The organism is Mesobacillus campisalis (genome assembly GCF_000986785.1).
In the GTDB taxonomy this organism is placed as follows: domain Bacteria; phylum Bacillota; class Bacilli; order Bacillales; family Cytobacillaceae; genus Mesobacillus_B; species Mesobacillus_B campisalis.
Window position 1 is genome coordinate 21582 of record NZ_LAYY01000012.1, and the last position, 20443, is coordinate 42024.

Below are 20443 nucleotides of genomic sequence, written 5' to 3' on the forward strand. Positions count from 1 at the left end.
GACCCTTTTTTCCGGTTCATTTCGATGCCATGCTTGTACATAATATTGCGAATGGCTCTGTCTGATAAACCGACGACCGGAGTGATTTCTTTAAAAGGCCTTCCGCTTTTATATAATTGAATAATTTGTTCGTCTGTAATCCAGGGTTTCTTGCCATAGCTTCTTCCCTCCTTACCGATTTCCTTGCTTATTTTAATTATAGAACAAATGTTCTGTTCCCGCAATTTTCAGCATTTGCTTTCCTATTTAAACAAGATTTAACAGTGTCTATGTAACATTCATACATATCCACTCGCCCGTTTCATCACAATATAAAAGGAGGTGTGTCGAATATGGACCGAAAATATCAGGTTACCTTTTTATCGCTTGCCACAGTCACAGCCATGATCTTGCTGCCTTTCGCCATTGTGAAACGGCCGCTAAAGGATTGGATTATTGTTTATCTTGTAAGCGTGATTGGCAACTCTTTTGCAGACAGATTCCTTGTATCCAAGGGATATTTAAAATACAAAATAAGGCCTTTTAACAACAAATTCATGATCCATGTTCCTTTTGATTATCTACAATATCCCTTAATGCTGCTGTATTACAATCAATGGACACTGAACAGCAGACCAAGCGGTATCTTCCTGAAGCTCTTTCCTTTTATCATCCCTCAGGTTTTGATTGAGATGTTGGCCGAAAAAAAGACCGACCTGATTACCTGGAAAAAAGGATGGACATGGTATCATTCGTTCTTAAGTTTAATGACCAAAATGCTGGTGTGCAGGTTGGTTATAGCAGTTATCAGGAAGATGAATACCAAGGAATTGTCAATAACCTAAAAAAGGAACAATACTAGTTCCTTTTTTAGGTTGATAGCTTTTATTTTTGGGAAGCTGTACGTTAAAACCCCTTAAGAGGGTCGACCTTGTTTGTGAGCTGCTTGCCAGCTTCCACGTTTCTAAGCGTCTCGATGAAGCAGTCCACTCCTTCTTCTGGTGTTGTAACGGCGGATATATGAGGTGTAATGGACACATTTGGATGTTCCCACAATTTGTTTTCTGCTGGAAGCGGCTCCTTGGCAAAAACATCAAGGACAGCAAATCGAACTTTTTCCTCGTCAAGGGCCTGAAGAAGTGCATCCTCGTTAACGGTTGCTCCCCGCCCCACATTGATAAAGCCAGCTCCCTTTAAGTGTCCAAATATACGGGTGGCGAATAAATGTTCGGTCCTCTCCGTCAACGGCAAAGTGTTTATGAGATAATCCATTTCTTTCAGCTTGGAAAAATGGGTTTCAATCGTCATGACCTCTTTGAAGAACGCCTTTTCCTTCCCGCTCAGTGATACTCCATACACCTCAACGCCCAAATAAGTCAGGACTTCTGCCGCTTTTTGGCCAATCTCCCCTGTGCCATATATTATGACTTTCTGCTGATTTAACAGTTTAGGGGTCATTGGCTGCCACTTTTTCCTTTCCTGCATCTGTTGGAATTCCTGATGATACTGTAAGTCTTTTAAAAGATAGCTTAAACAATACTCTGCAATCCGCTGTCCAAAAGAACACACTGTTCTCGTTAACAATACTTCTCCTGGCCATTCTTTCTTAAATAAAAACTTGTCGACACCTGCACCAAGCGAGTGAACCCATTTTACCTGGCTAAGATCGAATGTCTTTTTTAAATTAAACGCTGCCAGGGCGTCGGCCCAGTCCAGATCCTCCTGTGTCAAATCATCTTCATGGACATAGCGGAAATTATTATGTAGTTTTCTGGGATCAATTAACTGTTGGATTTCTTTATACATCGGACTGGCCACAACAATGTTTTGTATTTTCATTTAGTTTACACCTCTCCACCTTTGGTACCTTAAATTATACCTGAAAAAATGGCCCCAATAAAAAACAGCCAGTTTGTTGGCTGTTTTTTATGTTCGATTATCGAATTGTACCTGTTATACCGTCATCGCCTACAATACCCTGGCCGATTCTTGGGATATCAGTGATTCTTTTCTCCTTGTTTTCCTTTTTAAACCCTTGCTCTGTCGTACCCGTTGACATGAGCGGCTGCTTCGTAATGCTAGTCAATTCTTCCTTTGTCACTGTGTTGCCCTCCTTTATTGTCACTTGTATTATCTGCTGATTGATGTCGGCTATACATGCGGTTATTAGCATTCTGCAAGGATGGTTCAGCGACTATCTATCGACCAGCCCTGCTCCTCTTTGCAAAAAGTTTTCCCTTATCTCCCCGGGCACTAGGCTGCCTCCTGTGGCCCACACAACATGAACAGCCTGATTGGTGCCTGGACCTTTTGACGCTGAGCTGGTCATAACAGGTCCTTTCATCCCGGCTAGCGCAGACGGTTCTAGGAAGATGTTTTCCGACGTTGAGAGGCTATATAAAAGTCGGAAAAGTTCTTCATCCGTAATGGTATATATTCCCGAAAGCAATTCTTCCATAATCGTGCCGACAAAAGCGGAAGGTGTGCCTACTGCCAGTCCATCGGCCTCAGTCTTGTTGTCCAATCCAAAAACCTGAACAGAAACATGATTGTGAAGCTTTGTTGCCAATCCGACAAGCATGGCCGGTGATGAGGTTGGCTCCGCGAAAAAACAGTGGACGTCAGCACCAAAGACACTTTTCAGTCCGAAGGTAATTCCTCCAGGTCCGCCGCCGACGCCGCATGGCAGGTAAACAAACAACGGCTGTCCGGAATGGATCTCAATTCCTTTTTCGTCTAGCTGGGTTTTTAATTCATTCGCGGCTGCGGCATAACCGGCAAATAAAAGCTGCGAGTTTTCGTCATCGACAAAATAAGACTGTTTGTCTGCTTCACTTTCCTTTCGCGCAGCTTCGACGGCAAGGGTATAATCGGAAGCATGCTCAACAACTTTGACCCCATGCTGCCTTAGGAGGTTTTTCTTCCACTCTTTGGCATCCGCAGACATATGGACAGCCACCTGGAATCCTAATGCTGTACCAATCATCCCTATGCTTAAGCCTAAATTTCCGGTAGAGCCGACAGCAATGGTGTACTGACGAAACAGTTGTTTAGCCTTATCACTGAGCAATTGCATATAATTTTCCTGATTACTGTTCAGTAAGCCATGCGTTAAAGCGAGATGTTCGGCAAATGCAAACACCTCGTGGAAACCGCCGCGCGCTTTTATTGATCCTGCCACAGGCAGTTGATCGTCCCTTTTCAGCAGAAGCGGGTCTCCAATATTTACGGAATACTTCTTTTCAAGTTCCTTCTTCATCTGTGGAATTTCGGATAGCGGGGATTGGAGATCTCCCTCTATTTCTGGAAATAAGACTCTTAGCAAAGGTAAAAAGTTTTTAAATCGATTTTGTGCATCAATGATGATTTGAGTGTTTAAGTCGTGGACCGGAAAATCAGGCTTAGCCTTATAATCCGGATTCAACCATAAGACGGATTTTTGGTCCATGACACTCCTCAAAATTGGCTGTTTTTTTACATGTTCACCAACATCAATTCTTTTCTCCACTTCAACTTCCCCTTTTCTTTTTAGGAATGGCGTTATATAGCTAAATATTCTGCCATTATACCATAGGGGTACCGATTGGGATGAATTCCAAGGACATAAATGGATGAGACATCAAGTTCTTTCATTCTTTCCCCATCGTTCATAAAGCATTTCAATCTCTTGGCTATGGGTGATCCCCTCGTCATCCGGTGTCTCAAGAATAAATGGGATTTCTTTTAACAGCGGCACTCTGACCAGCTGCTCGAGTTCGAGCTCTTTTATATGGCCGCTATTGAAAATATTGGCATGACGGTCTTTTTTCGAACCTGTTGGATATTTGGAGTTATTGAGATGTACAGCCTTCAGGTGGGTCCAATACCCCAAATCTTCTCCTTTAGAAACGATTTCTCCGGTATTTCGCCCATCCCATAGTCCGCTGGCAAAGGCGTGGCAAGTATCAAAGCAAAAGCCGATTTTTTCTGGCTCATCGCATAAACTCCGGATTTGTACCATTTCTTCAAACGTAATTCCCAATGCACCCTTTGTACCTGCGTTGTTCTCCAGCAGGATCAGGCTGTCACCATCCCATTGGCTCAGCACGGTGTTCAGCATCTCAATCATCAGATGATAGCTGGCAAGCGGGTCGCTTGAGCTGATCTGACTGCCAAAATGGACGACAACTCCAACCGAGCCGCAAGCCTGTGTGATTTCCAGGTCATTCAGCAGCGAGTTGATCGTCATCTCCTTTTTGTCATCCGGCGGAGTGAGGCTGGTTGAGTAAGGGGTATGGGCAACGGTTAAAATGCCATGCTCCCGGCAAAATTGTTTGCAGCTTTCGGCATCTTGGCGGTCAAAGGCTTTTACCGAAAGGCTGCGCGGGTTCTTCGGAAAATACTGAAAAGCAGCTGCCCCATTACTTGCTGCCCGTTTTGCTGCGCCATAATATCCGTTACGTATGCTAACATGGCTTCCGAATTTCATGATGTCTACCTTCCTAAAAAGTTTAGTATTTAGGATGAGTTGAGAAGACGGCAGCTATACAAAAAAAGAATGGAGCCCAAAAAGGGACCCATTCTTAACCTCAATTATGGAAGATTAATATCCAGCGATTCTACCTCTTTGCCATCCACTACGATTCTGCCAGACTGGATGCTAAAGTCTTTTTTCAGAAAGATAGGCTCATAATCAGGATAGGTCTCGATCGAAAGTATTTGGTAGTCGCCGTCATCAAGGCGGAAGCGGTAGGTTCCATCCTCGTGAATCCAGCTGGATTGGTAACTGTTATATTCCTCATTGGATGAAATTACGTTAACATTTCCCTCTGCCAATGTCTGGCCATTTCTGGTGACGATTCCGTACAGGGTGACAGGAGGAACTACAAAGTCAAGTGAGTCTGCTGGTACCCCATTTACATACAGGCTGCCGTCCTGGATGCTGAATTCAGTGTTAGGGGCAAATTGCGTGCCGTCAAACAAGAATATGTGCTCAATCATATAATCACCATCAGGAAGTCGGAAGCTGAACTTGCCGTCTTCATTTGTTACTCCCCAAACTGAAACAGGGTAATCCGCTTTGTTGATTTCCATGATCGACAATTCGCCCATAACTGGATTTCCTTCTTCAGACAGAGTTCCTGTCAAGGTAACACCCGGAAGAGAAATCTGAAGGGATTCAAGAAACTCTCCCCCTGAAAAAAGCTTGCCATCCTTAATCGAAAAAGACATATTGATGAAAGTGCTGCTGCCTTCTTCCATTAAATAAATGGTTTCAACATTATAATCGCCATCCGCGAGTCTCATAGAGAAGCTGCCGTCTTCCCGAATCGATTTCCAGTAATAATGGTTCCGGTCCGCAGAGGAAATTTCCATTTCTCCGCCGTTAATTGGCTGGCCTCCATCAAGCACAATTCCCTGAAGTGTGACAGGCGGAACTTGCACCTCCAGTAGGCTAAGCCGCTTCCCATCGACATAAAGTTTACCGCCAACTATTTCGAATTCAGTCGAAAGGCTGAAATCTTCACCATCTTCGAATAGGAAACCGCCTGCAATCTTGTATTTGCCATCGCTTAAACGCATAGAGAAGCTGCCATTTTCATCTGTCCAGGCATCATATGAATCGTAGTATCCTTCTTCACTCATTTTCTCTACATATACGGTGCCTTCGAGACTCGTTCCTCCATCCACCAGTTTTCCGTTGAAGGTAACAGGCGGAAGTGCAACAGTCAATGACTTGATAGCTTTGCCTTCATGTACGATTTTGCCACCGGCAATTTCAAATGGAATATTAATATAGGTGCTCCGGTTTGCTTCATCAACCGAAAAGATTGTATAGCTGCCATCTGGCAAACGGTACTGGAAATTGCCGTTTTTATCTGCAGAAACATACGAGTGAATATATTCCCCGTCTGCACTTTCGCCTTCAATATTTAGGCCAGCATTGCCAACTGGCTTCTTTCCGTCAAGGAGAGTACCTTTTAAGGTTAGTTCAGGAACCTTAAAAGCCAAGTGTGCAACTTCCTTGCCATTCACAAATATTTTACCGTCTTCGACAGTGAATTTGACAACTTGCCAAGCTTCGAATGTATCATGATAGATGCTGAGTGCATAAGCACCATCATTCAGTTCTCTGAGAGCAAATTCGCCCTTTTTACTGGTTGTTGCGTATTGGATGAACTCAGTGTCCCACTCTTCATCGCTGAGAAGTTTTTCAAGAACAATTCCAGCATCCGAGAGCGGATTGCTGCTGTCTGATGCTTTTCCTGTGTAGGCACTTACAGGCAGGGAAATGTTTAATGCCCCCAGTTTTTCGCCTTCAACTACAACTGCTTTACCTTCCACAGAAAAAAACATTTCATAGCGGTAAAACCCACCATCTGTCTCGATTCCATGTACATAGTATTCACCATCAGGAAGGGAGGCGGAAAATTGTCCGTTCCTATTGGAGGAAACGGTATATATCTTTTCCTCGTAATCACCCGTGAGTTTCGAAAGAATCAGAGTTCCCTTAAGTCCCTTGTCTCCTTCGGTCAATGTACCGCTAAGGTTGAACGACGATTTTTGCTTTCCTTTCGATTTTTCTTTCTTCAAGATGGTAATTTCTTTGTTTTTGCTCGCCACTTTTCCGCCTGAAACAGAAAAACTCGTATTCGTGCTATGCCAGGTATTTTCCTTGCTTTTCAGTCCCTTGATGGCATAGGCACCATCCGCCAGGCTTGTTTTGAAGCTGCCTCGAGAATCAGTAACGACAAATTTTACATCACTATTTCGACCCTTCTCACTGATCAGCAAAGGGGTATTTTTTAGTACTAGTGGGCCGTCTTTGACGGTAGCTTCGAAACCCTTTCCCTTATTGCCTTTTTCCCCCTTCATTTCATGAGCTGCAGCAGGCTGGATGCCTCCAAGCAGACTGCTTGCGACAAAAGCAATCAAAAAAAACATGTAAAGCAGCTTTTTCCCCATTTTTTTCCCCCCGTGTTATTTATTTGGGCTCTTTCAAAGCCATAATAACTATTCGCCGGGCATAATCTCTTCTCCTTTACAATTTCTGGATGTCGAAAATTATTTGTTTCGACTATTTTCTTCAAAAGAAAAACCGCTTTTTTAAAGCGGTTTTTGGGAGGGGTATTTTATCTGCATACAAGTTTTTGTGAGACAATATCCGAGAATATTTCCATTCCTTCCGTTCTGGCAACATGAATGACATCTTCAAATCTGCTGCTTTTTGGCAAGAGTGCCGAAAGGAGATTCTCCTTTTCCAGTACATATTCTGGTTGAAAGATTACGTCTTTTTCGCCATCAAAAATAGCTGCATAAAAAATGCCGGATTCCACCAAATCCTGAAAGAAATGACTTCCATACGAAAGCTCCGGCATCAAGCCGCCTTGTGAAGAGGCCACTTCACAGATGACACTCATATGGGATAGTTCCGAAAAGTGGACAGGAACTCCAAGGGATGGTGTGGTGGTCCCCCATCTTCCCGGACCAATCAGAAGAACATTCTCCCCTTTTAGTTCGGAATTCAATTTGCCGATTTGCCGGGCGATGCTGTATTTTCGCTGCTCACTGCTTTCCAAATAGGTTTGCGTATTGACAAAGACAACATAATGGATAGGCAGACGGACATTTCCGCCCATAAAATGGCCATTGGCGGCAAAGAAGCAGCTGTCCCCTGCTTTAATTTCCGGCAATTGTACCGGTTTTCCAAGTCCTCTGGTCTGAAGAGGGCGGCATTGAAGGAGGTTGATTTTATAGTGATCCTCATCATTGAAATTGGCACAGAATTCGATATCGACAGGATAGTCATACACCTGTGACAGGACCCGCAGAATATCTTTCATTAACGCAGTAAAGCTTGTATCCTTCAAAAGCCTTTGAAAAGTAAGGATATAGGGTACTTCTCCGTCTGCATAGCCTAGCTCGCGCAGGCGCGCAGCACCTGCATGGTCCATGTTCGCAAACAAGCCTTTATCCGCCTTCAAATCCTGGCGGAAGAGAACCTGGACATTTTGGCTGGTCAAAGCATTCCCATTCAGGTCAAGAACATCGGCATCATGCTGGCTAAACTTCTTTTCATCCTCAAGGTTCATAAGCGGCGAGCGCAATGGATCATCAAGCGTGATAATTTTGGCGTAATCCTTCACGGTTCTGTCGACTGCCCTCGTCCCAAGACCGAACACAAGCCGCAGCATACCGGCATCCATATCGATGCTTTGATCCCACACATACAGGTTGGATGAGTTCCCAACACCTGCGATATGCGGAAAGAAAGACTGGCCATACTGGTCACCTGATACGCGCTGAATCAAAATCGCCATCTGTTCGTCTTTTTCGAACAGTCCCCGGTCCATTCGATACCTGAGGGCATCCTCATTCATCGTGCTTGCATAAACTGTCCGGATGGCCTGCTCAAAGGCTGTATAACGCTCCTCGGGTGTTCCCTGGTTGGCACAGAATACACTTTCATACTTTCCGGCAAAGGCATTGCCGAAATTATCTTCAAGGAGGGAACTTGAGCGGACAATGATTGGAGATTGGCCAAAATACTCCAGCACCTGGACAAATTGCTCTTTAATGTTGTCAGGAAATCTTCCTCTAAGGAGGTTTTCCCTCAATTCAGAGGCATAGCGAAAATATCCTTCCTTTGTTTTTTGCTTGACTCTCAGTTTCCACCACCCGTTTTGAACAATATAGGTGTAAAAGACATCGGAGCCCAGATAAAAGGAGTCATGTGGTTCTAGATAGGGAATGAAACGGCCTTCTTCCTCCTGCTCGAGTATTTTGCGGGCAAGAAGCATGCCGACGCTTTTTCCTCCAATAAATCCTGACCCTATCTCCCTTGATGCAATCATTAAAATATCGCTCAGGGAGAAAAAGCTGTTGCATAACTCAAGCATTCTTGATTCATGGCCGATCAGCAAAGTCATCAGCAGCTTTTTGGTTTTTTCCTGTTCATCCTTATCATGTGTTAATGCTTCCCGGGCCTGGTTGAAGATGACAGTCCAGTAATCCAGGCGTTCTTCACTCCGACGCAGTGTTGAAAACAGCTGTGCTATTTCGGAACTTGCCGAGATGCAGACAGCTTCCTGCCCGAAGATGTAATGTGGGAAAAACATGGTTGGCGAGTATCGGTCTGCTGCCTTAAGCGGGTGTATGTAGAATTTATCATTCACTTCATATAAATCTAGCAACAGCTGGGTTGTTTCCCGTATCCCTGCGATGGTGCTGTAGGTATGGACGTTCCTGTGGATGGCAAAATAGGCGATGGTATCAAGTTCATAGAGGAACGGGCATGATACTTTAAAAAAGTTGCCGATCATCAGGTCGGAATGCCAATGTTTCAACAATTCTGTCAGGCAATCAAATACATAAAAGGTTTTGCGGCCTTCCTGCTCGATAAGGCTGTGAACTTCGGTAGCAAAACTTTCAAAGCCTTTTCCCGCGTCAAGATGGCAGATTTTAATATTTTCCTTGTTAGGGATTACAGGTTCATGGCTCCCAAAGCGTACATAGACAATCTTCCTATTGTCCCTTAGTGCCTGGTCGACATAAGGCTGGACCATTTTTTTATAATGCTCTAAAGAATCTACCTGCCAGACGACATTGTCACCAAGGCGGAGCATGTCAATCACTTTGTCAAAACCGCTGATTCCTGTACTAGCTTTGTCATGGCGGTCCATCTTCGCTTTTCCCCCCTTTTCATAATAAAAACTAAGTTTTCTGTATTTATTTATTTTACCTTTCAAATGCTTTTTGTTCAAAGATACACTGTAATATCCATAAAAAAACACCCGGGTTTGCACACCGGGCGGGAATTAAGAACGAAACAAATTATTTTACAATAGTATGATTACGTGCCTAATTTCAATTCTGCAGTTACTCACTAAATAACGTCTTTTTCCTCCACCTTCCCCAAAAATAATAGGCTGAAGCAAACAGGCTGCTGAGGATGAAGCTTATGCCCATTCCGATGGCGATTCCGTTATCACCAAAATAGGTAGAACATAGATAGGTAAGCGGATAGCGAAGCACCCAGAAAGACACAATGTTCAGCACCAGCACTGGATACATGGCACCAGCTCCTCTGACGATGCCGTTCAATATGAAGTTCAAGCCGATGATTGGATAAAAGAAGGCTATGATTCTTAAATAATCCTTTCCAAATGCAACTGCTTCAGGCTCCTGGATAAACAACCTGATAAAGTACTCCGCAAAAAAGAAAATAATGAAGGCAACCACCAGCATAATGACGAAATTATAGAGAGAGCCATAAAGTGCCAGCTGCCTGACCCGGTCCCAGCGATTACCGCCAATGTTTTGGCCTGCCATGCTATTGACGGCAGTGCCAAGAGCGGTTGCGGGCAAGAGAATCAGGCTGTCAATCCGCTGTGAGGCTCCAAATCCGGCCACAACATTTCCGCCAAATGAGTTGACAACACTCATGATGGCGGTCACCCCGGCAAAAATGACAGTCATCTGCAAACCGGAAGGAATTCCGAGCCTTAGAAATTGCCTTACCTCATCAGCCCGTGGCAGATGTGGAATTGTAAATGGCACGAGCCTTTTTCTGATTGTATAAAGAACTCCCAGGACAAATGCCAATCCCTGTGATAAAACGGTAGCATAAGCGGCACCTTGCACTCCCCAGCCGAACACTGAAATAAACAGAGGGTCAAGCACTGTATTCAGCAGGACGGCTGCAAACACAAACTTCAACGGTGTTTTGCTGTCCCCCAGAGCTCTGAGTATGGTGCCGATAAAATTATAGCCGAACAGGAAGAGGATGCCGATAAAATTGATTCGCAAGTACAGATTGGCTTCACGAAGCATTTCCGCCGGTGTGTTAAGCATGAGCAGGAGCTGCTCGGAAAGTAGGAAACCGGCGATTCCAACCAAAATAGATAAGGAGAACAATAGAACAACAAAGGCATTCACATAGGACACAATCCCCTGCTCGTCGCCTTTTCCCCGCTGCTGCGCGAGGATCGTCAGTGTCGCATTGTTGATTCCCAGGATGAAAGACAGAACCGTAACAAGGATCGTCCCCGATATCGTCACGGCTCCCAGAGCATTGGCACCAAGAAGATTGCCAACCCATAGACTGTCAATCAATTGGTAGGACACCTGAAGGAGATTCGTTAACAAGATGGGTCCAGAAAAAAACAGCAGCTGTTTCAGGATGGATCCTTGCGTAAAATCATATTGCTGCATGAAATTTATTCCTCGTAAATCATTTTCCTTGTCATACCGCCGTCGACTACAAGGTTGATGCCATTGACAAAGTTGTTTTCCCGGGCTGTAAGGTAAAGGCATGCCCTGGCAATGTCATCCGGTCTGCCGACTCTGTTGGAGAAGTGCTGCCTGTGGTCGACATCTCTCAGGCTTGCGTAATCTCCCGTTTCAATCCAGCCTGGGGAAATGCAGTTTACTGCAATTCCATCTTGTGCAAACGATGCTGCCAGTGCGTGGGTGATTCCTGTGATTCCGCCCTTTGAAGCCGCATATGCTTCGGAATTTGGTTCTGACATAATAGCCCGGGTCGAAGCGATATTGACGATGGCTCCTCCATTCTCATTTTTGCGCATATATTTCGCCGCCTCGCGCGAACCTAGGAACACACTGCGCAAATTGGTGAAGATCACATCATCCCACTCATCAATCGTTACATCATAGGGAGATTTAAATAAGCCTTTTCCGGCATTATTGATCAGAATGTCAATCCTTCCATATGTATCGTAAGCGGTTTTCATCAGATTTTTAATATCCTCTTCCCGCCTGACATCGGTTGGGACAAACATTGCTTCCCCGCCATTATCTTTAATCAATTCAGTGACTTGTGTGCCATTTTCTTTATCATAATCCGCTACTACAACTATTGCTCCCTTTTCAGCGTACATGGCAGCGATTCCTTGTCCAATTCCATTGGCGGCTCCGGTGACAATCACCACTTGTTTCTCGAAATTCATTTTCATTCACCTTCATTCCTTTACGTATTACATATACAATACCACATCATTTTTGGCACTTTAAAAGGATAAGCATAAGAAAAGAGCAGGATAGTCTGCTCTTTACTTTTTGATTCTTTGGTTGACTTCATCCAGTACCTGTAAAACCTTCCCCGAAGTGCTGGCTCCATAATAATCATTCATTTGTCGCTTGCCGCTCTCGAGTCCCTGGATAATCGCCTGCAGTTCATCCGTAATGTCTTCCTGGATTTCTCCCGCCTGGATCATTTGTTTTAGCTCTGCGGCCATTTGACTTGCTATATCCATAATCTCCTCCATCAAATTGGTTTGACGAGCTTATTTCAATCGTTTCCCAGCATCCGGCGATAAGTTGGGATCACCTTGGCCGATGATTGGAAAAGCTTTGTTATGCTTGCCTTTTTGTTTATTGATGTGTTCATTTTTGGCTTTCACGATTTCACCTCTTTAAGCACACTTTTATAAAAGGATCAGCCCATCCCGGGCTGCCGGCTTTTCAGCTGCTTTTCAATGATATCGTCACGTTCTCCGCCGTCGGCAAGCTCCTCCGAGAATGCATGTTCATTGAGACCTTTTTTGCCTACGAGCCTTGAAGAGCGGATTGTGACAGGGTCCAAATTATTATTCGGAGCGCCTTGTTCATTCCAGTCACTCATTTGGTTTCCTCCTTGCTTATTACTTAGCTTGGATCATTTTCGTCCAATGACAAGGTAGTCACTTCTGTATACTCGCCTTTATTCAATTCCGTCTGTGTGGCACTCTGTGTCAGTTCTTCCTGATCGTCCATTCCGGGAGCCATGGTCGCTTCCGTCTGATGTTTATCCTGATTGTCTTTCATGCCTGAACAGCCCCTTTCATGGTATACCCTTCTCTATAAAAGTCAGAATTATACAGGAAAACCCAATATGTTTCCTGCTAAAAGCAAAAAAGACAACATCCTTTTAAAGGATATTGTCCTTGCCTCCTATTTCCACGGAATGAGCCTGCGCTCAAGCCACTGAAGCCCTCTGTTGAACAGCAGGCCAAGCAGTGAAAGCAGGAGAACTCCAGCCATCAACTTTGTGGTAATCATCAAATTGCCGTAATGCAGCACCATTGCCCCAATGCCATACTGGGCAGCAATCATTTCTGCAGATACTAACAGAAGTAAAGCTGTACCTGCAGCAAGCTTTAGACCTGCAAAAATGGTTGGCAGCGCCCCTGGAAGAATGACCTTGCGGATGACATTCAAATGATTAGACCCAAACGTAACAGCAGCTTTTATTAGTATCGGGTCAACATTTTTCACTCCTGAAAAGGTGTTAATCAGCACTGGAAAAAATACACCAAGGGCGATGATCGCGACCTTTGGCATTTCACCGATTCCAAACCACAAGATGATCAAAGGCAGTAAAGCGATTTTCGGTATCGGATAAATCGAATATACGATAGGTGTGAAAATGGCATCTGCCCATTTTGAAAAGCCAAGGATAAGGCCGACAGTAATTCCCAGCACAGTTCCTATTGCATAGCCTCCGAGAATTCTTGTCAGGCTGGCCATCAAATGCCGAAACAGTTCACCGCTGCTGATCATCTGCCATCCGTCGGCAACGATTGCCGTAGGGGCCGGCAGGAAAAGCGGCGGGACGATGTTTAATCTGCAAATTAGCTCCCAAATGAGCAGCAGCCCAGTTATTCCTAAAACGGGTATATAAGGGGGCACTTTTTGATCCAAAAATGCCACCCTGTTTTTAATTACTTGTTTTACAGCAGCCATTGCTTACGCCTCCTTTAGAGCTTCTTCGGCGTCATGGCGGATTAGGCTCCAAATTTCTTGGGAGTATCGTTCAAATTGACTCCGGTATTTTTCCTGGTCACGGCCCATTTTCGGCAATTCGATTTTGATGATTTTTTTGATATGACCAGGGTGTCGGGATAACACAATGACCCGATCGGCAAGATAAACGGCTTCCTGGATGTTATGTGTTACATACAACGTACTTAGCCGGGTGCGGTCCCAGATTGTGAGCAGCTCTTCCTGCATAATCGTCCTGGTCTGGGCATCGAGTGCAGAGAACGGTTCGTCCATTAACAATAAGTCTGGTTCTACAGCAAGCGCCCTCGCAATTCCGGCTCTCTGTTTCATTCCCCCGGAAAGCTGTTTTGGAAAGGCCTTTTCAAAACCGGTCAAGCCTACCATGTCGATATAATGCTTACCCTTTACCTTCTGCTCCTGCTTGCTCGCACCGCTCTCTTCAAGTCCGTAAATTACATTTTCATATACATTGCGCCATGGAAGTAAGGCAATTTCCTGGAACACAATTCCCAACTTCGGATTTTTTTGTTCTTTCCCTTCAAAGTAGACCTCACCTTTGCTTGGGGATAGCAATCCCCCGACAATATTCAGCAAGGTCGATTTGCCGCATCCGCTTGGCCCGACAAGAACAACAAATTCTTGTTCTTCAATACTGAAGTTGATATTTTCAAGGGCGGTTACTTCCCTTTTCTTTGAATCAATGAATGTTTTCTCGACATTATCAACTACTACCCTCATGATGTCACTTCCCTAATTGTTCAATGCTTCCTTAAGAAACTCCGTATTTACGATTTGGTCCGCATCAATCGCTTTATCAATCAACTTTTCCTTTGCATACCAGTCAATTTGGGTTTGGATGTCTTCCTCCAGCAGGTTGCCGTCACGGTCCATGTATGGAAGCCCTTTTTTAATTAGTTCGGGATCCTGGTCTGTGTATTTGGCGATGATGTCAATGACTTCTTCATAATTTTCGCCCGGGACTGCCTGTCCGTCCTTTTGGGTCAGTACAGCATCATGGTAGTATTGACTGGCCTTTGCATAGGCTTTCATGAAAGAGACTGCGGTGTCCCTGTTTTCGGCAAACTTAGGAGAGAAAAAGATTCCTGAAGTTTGATAATCCATTTCATCTCCCACCTGGGTAATGACCCTGCCATACCCTTCTGAAACAGCTGTAGAGATATTTGGTTCGTTTAGTATAACCGCATCGACTTGCTGACTGCTCAATGCTTCCATAAGACCTTTGATGCTGTTGAGCGGCACAAGCTGAACATCTGACAGGCTCATCCCATGGTTCTCAAGGATCCTCCCTGCCATATAGTGGAAGGTGGATCCTGTTTGCGTAATCCCAATCCGTTTTCCTTTTAGTTCTTCTGGTTTCGTGACCTCCGAATCATTATGTACCAATAGGGCAGATGAAGAATATCCTTTCTGCTCTCTTCCTTTGTCTGCAACAATCCACAATTGCTGACCGCCTGCCACCATATTATACAGGCTGGCTGTAATCCCGGTAGCACCAACATCGACACTGCCGCCTGCAGTAGCTACTGCAATCGGCTGGGCTGCCTCAAACCATTTTGCATTCGCCTGGATATTTTCTTCTTCAAAGAACCCTTTCTCGATAGCTATGAATAGCGGTGCCGAGCTTGTGAGCTTCAGCATGCCGATATCAACAGAAACTTTTTCAGGAGTATCATCTCCTTCACCTGCTCCTTTCTGCTGATTTTCGTCGCCTTGGCCGCAGCCGGCAAGTGACAACACTAGTGTTAAAATGCCAGCCATGATCAAAAATAATGATTTTCTCACCTTAACTTTCCCCCATAAACTTTATTTTTAAATAATTTAAACACTATTATATCGCAATTTTTTCAAGATTCTACAAAGTTTTCAAATATTTAATTTGCTTTTTTGCATTAAAGCGTAAATTTTGCCGGAAAAAGGTTCAAAGAAACCAAAAAAAATAGAAAGCTGACACTGAGACCAGCTTTCCTTAAATGGAAATTTGCAGATTCCGGGGCTAATCGGCCGGAGCCGCATCCACCGCAATTTCATATGCATCGAGAATCGCTTCCTTTTCAATGTCATCGGAAAGTCCGACAAGATGCTGTCCTTTGTCATCTTCCTCTACTTTCATTAAGATGGTTTCTTCGCTTGACCTCAACAAAGCATACGACTCACCGTTCATTTCAAACAATGCTTCCACTTCGTAAGATACTTGCTGTCCAAGCTCATTTTCAACGGTAATCAAATCGCGAATTTCATCTCTTTCCATTATTTCACCCCCGGTTGTTTGCCAAGCCTCTCTTTAGAATTCCCTATGCTCCAAGTGGTATGCGCAAGCAGCAGACTCTTTGGCATAATTTTGTTTCCTTTCGCTCACTATAACAGTGTGACCAAAAATATATGTGAGGAGCGGAAAAATGAACCAGACACAAAACCAAGTGCCACAGCCGCCGAATGCCATTACCACAAAGGATATCCTTTATTTGAAAGATGCTTTGTCCTGGGAATTGCTTGCCTTTAAAAAGTTTCATTTTCTAGCTCAGCATGCTGAAAACCAGGAGATCAAAGAAGCATTGGACACTGCGGGAAGAATGCACCAGGACCATTATCAGCGTCTTCTTTCCCACCTTCAGGTAAACAATAACGACGCGATGGCAAACTTCAACAATAATCAGACTCAACATTAAAAAATACGAGGTGATAGTATGCAAAACCAGCAATCACAAAACCCTAACCAGATTGCCAACCAGCAGACAGGGGAACTGCCAAAAGTAAAGACGCCCGAAATGAACGATAGGGATTTTGTCAATGATGCGCTAAGCACCTGCAAGTACATCACAGACAGCATGAATATTGCTGTCCGTGAAGCCAGCCATGAAGCGCTGTATAACGACATGGTACAGATTTTGAAAGAGACGCATGACAGCACTCGCAATTTATTCAACCTTATGTTCAAGCATGGCTGGTATAAGCTCGAGGCAGAAGACCAGCAGAAAATCGACAAGGCCCATAAACAGTTCAGCAACTATTCAGAGCAGTTTCCTTACCAATAAAAAAACTTTCCTGGCAAAAGGCCAGGAAAGTTTTTTTATTTATAGAACTCATCAGGAATTTTGCCAAAGTTGCGCTTATGGTAAAGAAGCGGCTCTTTTTCGTGATTTTGGATATCGATGACTTCCCCGATCAAGATGGTGTGGTCACCAGCATCCACTGTTTTGAACGTCTTGCATTGCATCACGCCGGCAGCTCCAGAGACAATCGGCAAATCATGTTCAGACATTTTCCATTCGCAGCTTGCGAACCGGTCTGTCCCTTTTGTAGCGAACAGCATGCAAGTGTCGCTTTGGTCGCCCGCAAGGACATGGACCGCAAATTTGCCGCTGTTGACGAATGGCTCGTAGGAGGTAACGCGCTTATCGATCGACCACAGTACCAGCAACGGATCAATCGAAACCGAGGCAAAGGAATTGACCGTGAGGCCGAGCGGCACTCCGTTTTCATCTGTTGTGGTCACAACGGTCACTCCAGTAGGGTAATTTCCCATTACTTCTTTAAATAATGTTTCGTTTGTTTTTTGCTCCATCATTCATTCCCCTTCCATCCATAAGGTTATATTTGAAGGCGATGCACTTCTAGTTTTGTTCTGAAGTCTGTTTAAGCATCTCCAGCAATTCAGCATAACTATCCGCAGCAATATACTCGCCATTCACGATTGCGTAAGGAGACAGCCTGCATTTCTCACAATGGCTTTGACAGCTGTATTCCTTATGCAAAACATTTTTTTTGCTGAGGAAGGCGCCATATTCCTCCACCTGTTCTTCCTTAAGAAATCTGTCAAGATTCTTCTCGCAAAATTCGATGTTCAGCTTTTTGTCTTTTTTAAATAAAGTGCTTAAAATTTTCATGTTATGTAACATCCTTTTGCAGCAAGCTTCCTTATAAGAATACTATAACTAGCCTAGCAATTAAAAGCACTTTACCTTGCAGTGACAGATTACTCGTCAGGAAGATTTATATTCAGCCTGATAGGAGTTGCTGCCTGAATGGACCGACAGCAAAGTATCCGCATAGCCGACAAGCACATTGACAAGCTCATCCGCCAGAGCATATACAAGACGGTGCATTTGTGTGTGATGAAGTTTGGGGTCATCAAAAATAATGGTTGTATTGATAAAGATCTCTCGATTGCCGAACAAGTCATAATGGATGATCGCCTTTCCTGCCGCCCCACCTGTCTGGGGGTCGTGGAAACCAGGCAGAAACACATACCATTCTTCCGCAGTAGGAGAGCGAAAATTCTTGGTGAACTTCATTCCCGCAACTTCTGCTTCAATCATTTCTTTCTCGGACGGAGAGAGTGCATCCACCACTTTTTCATCTTTGCTAGAATGATCACGCTCGTTCATATTCATTCCTCCTTGATGAATCCGCTACTGCCTATCCTTTGCCTGAACCTGCCCCAGCATGTATTCACACACATTTTTTGAAGCAAGCCTTGCGGAAACAAATGGAGGCTCGACGCCACTTGCCCCTTCCAATGGAAGGCCAAGCCAGAGTATCTTTTCATCAATGATGACGAATGGAAATGGGAAGCAAGGCGGCAGCCACTGATCCGCTTGTACACCAACCGTTTTTTTTTCACACAGCAAAGCCAGTGTGACGTTAGTTTTTTTGTTACTTAGCTGTTGCTGCCACTCTTGGCTAAGGGTTCCTGCACCTGGAACACAGATTACAATGGAGGATGAGGCGGAAACAAGATCCTCAAACACAGGCTCAAGCTTACGCGCATGCATCCACTTCAGTGCGGGATGCTGATTTTTGACCCAGGTGCCGATCTGGCTTGGGGCCACCATTTGCTGCTGCTGGACCTGATGTTCGACAAGCTGCCTGATGGTTTTGTTCCGGTACACATGCTTCCGCATAAAAGCTCCGTTGCATACGTGAACGAACTTACCCCGCGTCCTTGTGATGGCAACATTGATCAGCCGTTCACTGTCCTTTCCGGTAAGGAGCATCCCTGCCCGGTCCTGAGGCCCGCCGTCAACACTATCAAAAATCATCACATCGCGTTCGCTTCCCTGGAATTTATGGACAGTGGCGGCGATAATGTCCTTGCCTTGTCTTTCCTTTTCATAAATGTCCTGCAGCAGCATTTCCATCAGATTCGCCTGGGCGCGGTATGGTGTTACATATCCAATCGATTCCGAGCCGCCGAGGACCGATTCATGAATCAGCTGAAACGACAATAGCAGCTGCCACAAATTGATGCGTGAATTTGAGGTAGCTTCGCTGATTCCATGCATGCCGGTATGGCTGGTGTCCACCAGTACAGATGCTCTTTCGGGAAACGGCTGCCGGCTGGCAATCCTGTTTCTTCTTGTATGGACGCTTTCATGGTCGCTTACCAGGGATTCATAGATATATTTATTTGTAAAAGCTGAAATTTCAGGGTGCATCCGGCGCTGTTCTTTTAGCAGGAAAAGTTGGGGATGCAGTTTCCCCTCGTCTACATAGTCAACGATACCCGCCCGGTGAAACACATCTTCCTTTAGCCATTTTGAAACCAGTGCATCCCTGCTGGACGCAATCGGCGGCAGCTGCTTGAAATCTCCGCAAATAATCACCCGTTTTCCGAGGGACGTGGCAAATCCGGCTTGGGGAACATACGCCATGCTCGCCTCGTCAAGGATGACCACATCATATTCCTTTTCATAAATGGCACTGTCGCTTGCTGCCTTGGCGAGGGTAGTGCCGATAATATACGCTTCTTTTAAAAACTCAATTTCACGCTGGCGTACTTTATCCAGGACTCGGGCAATCCTGGTTTCCAGCTCAAGCAGTTCGTTTGAATCCCGCCGACTGAACGAGCGCGACAAATCCTGCTTTAGCTGCCGTCTTTCTTCAAAAAGTTTTACCCTGTCCTCTGCCAGAGCGGGATCAAGCTTTTCAATCAGCTGATAGGTGGTTAATCCTTCATGGCTGGCGAGAGTTTCACCTGTTTGGGATCCATAGCGGAGCACATCACCTTCTTGAAAGCGATTTTTCTTTTGAATGAAAGAATGAATCTCGCTGATCAGAACATCGACAGCCTGATTGCTGTGCGACAGGATCAGCACCTTTTTTTTCTGGAAATATTTATTTGCGGCTGTCCTTGCCAGAGTATAAGTCTTGCCCGTGCCTGGGGGCCCCCAGACATATGTGGAATAATTGTATTTGGACCGGAGTACAAGCTCATGAACGCTGCTTTTCACCTTTTCTGCCGGATGCCTCGCTTCCATGGATGGTTCCATCAGCTTTTTGATTCTTGAACGTTTGGTTTTGCTTTTCCTGATTTCATCCAGCCGCTCAATCAGTTGTTCAAGAAGCTCCCATGGATCATGCAGCAGATAAGCTTCTGAGATAAGGTCGCCGAAGGAATGTTCAAGCGAAACAATCACACTTTTTCCTTCGGAGGAGAGCACCCGTCCGCTGTTCTTCCTGCTGCCCCACTCAAGCCTGATTTGCGAACCAACAGGGATTCGCAAAGGTGATAGGGTCTCAAAATAATAAGAATACGTATTATCGTTATTTAGCAGGGTTCCATTGGTAACCAGGAACTTGTTCCCGCCGAATTTTTTCAAATGAAGGATTTCCTGCTGCAGCGCCTGCTGCCACTCGCGGATTAATATTTTCGTGTTTATCATTTCTGGTCCTTTGTTGTTTT

General features: G+C 44.8%; 22 protein-coding genes. 3 read left to right on the forward strand and 19 right to left on the reverse strand.

The window, feature by feature from the left end:
• Positions 1-332: 332 nt before the first annotated feature.
• On the forward strand, positions 333-824 hold the full coding sequence (locus WQ57_RS12250) for a CBO0543 family protein (protein ID WP_046524065.1): 492 nt from the start codon (positions 333-335) through the stop codon (positions 822-824).
• A gap of 61 nt (positions 825-885) precedes the next feature.
• Here WQ57_RS12250 and WQ57_RS12255 read toward each other — a convergent pair whose 3' ends face one another.
• From WQ57_RS12255 to WQ57_RS12315, 15 genes are all read right to left on the reverse strand, one after another.
• Complete coding sequence (locus WQ57_RS12255; protein WP_046524066.1) at positions 886-1818, reverse strand: D-2-hydroxyacid dehydrogenase; 933 nt, start codon at positions 1816-1818, stop codon at positions 886-888.
• A gap of 97 nt (positions 1819-1915) precedes the next feature.
• A complete protein-coding gene (locus WQ57_RS26650) occupies positions 1916-2080 on the reverse strand; it encodes a hypothetical protein (protein WP_156183124.1) in 165 nt (54 codons plus the stop codon).
• Between the two features lie 93 nt (positions 2081-2173).
• Entirely contained in the window at positions 2174-3487 is a 1314-nt protein-coding gene (locus WQ57_RS12260) for a D-serine ammonia-lyase (protein WP_241481528.1), read from the reverse strand.
• A 111-nt stretch (positions 3488-3598) separates the two neighbouring features.
• Positions 3599-4447 carry a deoxyribonuclease IV gene (locus WQ57_RS12265; protein ID WP_046524067.1) on the reverse strand — a complete coding sequence of 283 codons (849 nt, stop codon included), beginning with the start codon at positions 4445-4447 and terminating at the stop codon, positions 3599-3601.
• Positions 4448-4551: 104 nt separating this feature from the next.
• A complete protein-coding gene (locus WQ57_RS12270; RefSeq protein WP_046524068.1) occupies positions 4552-6924 on the reverse strand; it encodes an MSCRAMM family protein in 2373 nt (790 codons plus the stop codon).
• A gap of 167 nt (positions 6925-7091) precedes the next feature.
• A complete protein-coding gene (locus WQ57_RS12275) occupies positions 7092-9641 on the reverse strand; it encodes a PEP/pyruvate-binding domain-containing protein (protein ID WP_046524069.1) in 2550 nt (849 codons plus the stop codon).
• A 196-nt stretch (positions 9642-9837) separates the two neighbouring features.
• Positions 9838-11172, reverse strand: coding sequence for an MATE family efflux transporter (locus WQ57_RS12280; RefSeq protein WP_046524070.1), 1335 nt, complete (start codon positions 11170-11172; stop codon positions 9838-9840).
• 5 nt (positions 11173-11177) lie between these two features.
• Positions 11178-11927, reverse strand: a complete 750-nt coding sequence (locus WQ57_RS12285) for a glucose 1-dehydrogenase (RefSeq protein WP_046524105.1) — start codon at positions 11925-11927, stop codon at positions 11178-11180.
• Between the two features lie 102 nt (positions 11928-12029).
• Positions 12030-12233 carry a hypothetical protein gene (locus WQ57_RS12290; protein ID WP_046524071.1) on the reverse strand — a complete coding sequence of 68 codons (204 nt, stop codon included), beginning with the start codon at positions 12231-12233 and terminating at the stop codon, positions 12030-12032.
• Between the two features lie 182 nt (positions 12234-12415).
• Positions 12416-12601 (reverse strand): hypothetical protein, encoded by a 186-nt coding sequence (locus tag WQ57_RS12295; protein ID WP_046524072.1) that lies wholly within the window; start codon positions 12599-12601, stop codon positions 12416-12418.
• Positions 12602-12624: 23 nt separating this feature from the next.
• Positions 12625-12783 carry a hypothetical protein gene (locus WQ57_RS27005; RefSeq protein WP_173427550.1) on the reverse strand — a complete coding sequence of 53 codons (159 nt, stop codon included), beginning with the start codon at positions 12781-12783 and terminating at the stop codon, positions 12625-12627.
• A 126-nt stretch (positions 12784-12909) separates the two neighbouring features.
• A complete protein-coding gene (locus WQ57_RS12300) occupies positions 12910-13701 on the reverse strand; it encodes an ABC transporter permease (protein WP_052948739.1) in 792 nt (263 codons plus the stop codon).
• A gap of 3 nt (positions 13702-13704) precedes the next feature.
• Positions 13705-14478: an ABC transporter ATP-binding protein gene (locus WQ57_RS12305; protein ID WP_046524073.1), complete on the reverse strand. Its 774-nt coding sequence runs from the start codon at positions 14476-14478 to the stop codon at positions 13705-13707.
• Between the two features lie 12 nt (positions 14479-14490).
• A complete protein-coding gene (locus WQ57_RS12310; protein WP_046524074.1) occupies positions 14491-15543 on the reverse strand; it encodes an ABC transporter substrate-binding protein in 1053 nt (350 codons plus the stop codon).
• 211 nt (positions 15544-15754) lie between these two features.
• Complete coding sequence (locus WQ57_RS12315; RefSeq protein ID WP_046524075.1) at positions 15755-16009, reverse strand: DUF1292 domain-containing protein; 255 nt, start codon at positions 16007-16009, stop codon at positions 15755-15757.
• 148 nt (positions 16010-16157) lie between these two features.
• On the opposite strand from WQ57_RS12315, the gene WQ57_RS12320 reads away from it, so the two are divergent.
• On the forward strand, positions 16158-16427 hold the full coding sequence (locus WQ57_RS12320; protein WP_046524076.1) for a ferritin-like domain-containing protein: 270 nt from the start codon (positions 16158-16160) through the stop codon (positions 16425-16427).
• An 18-nt stretch (positions 16428-16445) separates the two neighbouring features.
• Complete coding sequence (locus WQ57_RS12325; protein ID WP_046524077.1) at positions 16446-16793, forward strand: spore coat protein; 348 nt, start codon at positions 16446-16448, stop codon at positions 16791-16793.
• 35 nt (positions 16794-16828) lie between these two features.
• On the opposite strand, the gene WQ57_RS12330 is transcribed toward WQ57_RS12325, so the two are convergent.
• The 4 genes from WQ57_RS12330 to WQ57_RS12345 all read right to left on the reverse strand — a co-directional run bounded on the left by WQ57_RS12330 (position 16829) and on the right by WQ57_RS12345 (position 20423).
• Entirely contained in the window at positions 16829-17323 is a 495-nt protein-coding gene (locus WQ57_RS12330) for a flavin reductase family protein (protein ID WP_046524078.1), read from the reverse strand.
• A gap of 49 nt (positions 17324-17372) precedes the next feature.
• On the reverse strand, positions 17373-17645 hold the full coding sequence (locus tag WQ57_RS12335; RefSeq protein WP_046524079.1) for a DUF1450 domain-containing protein: 273 nt from the start codon (positions 17643-17645) through the stop codon (positions 17373-17375).
• A 96-nt stretch (positions 17646-17741) separates the two neighbouring features.
• Positions 17742-18077, reverse strand: a complete 336-nt coding sequence (locus WQ57_RS12340; protein ID WP_156183130.1) for a hypothetical protein — start codon at positions 18075-18077, stop codon at positions 17742-17744.
• Positions 18078-18170: 93 nt separating this feature from the next.
• Positions 18171-20423, reverse strand: a complete 2253-nt coding sequence (locus WQ57_RS12345) for an AAA domain-containing protein (RefSeq protein ID WP_046524081.1) — start codon at positions 20421-20423, stop codon at positions 18171-18173.
• Positions 20424-20443 lie beyond the last annotated feature (20 nt).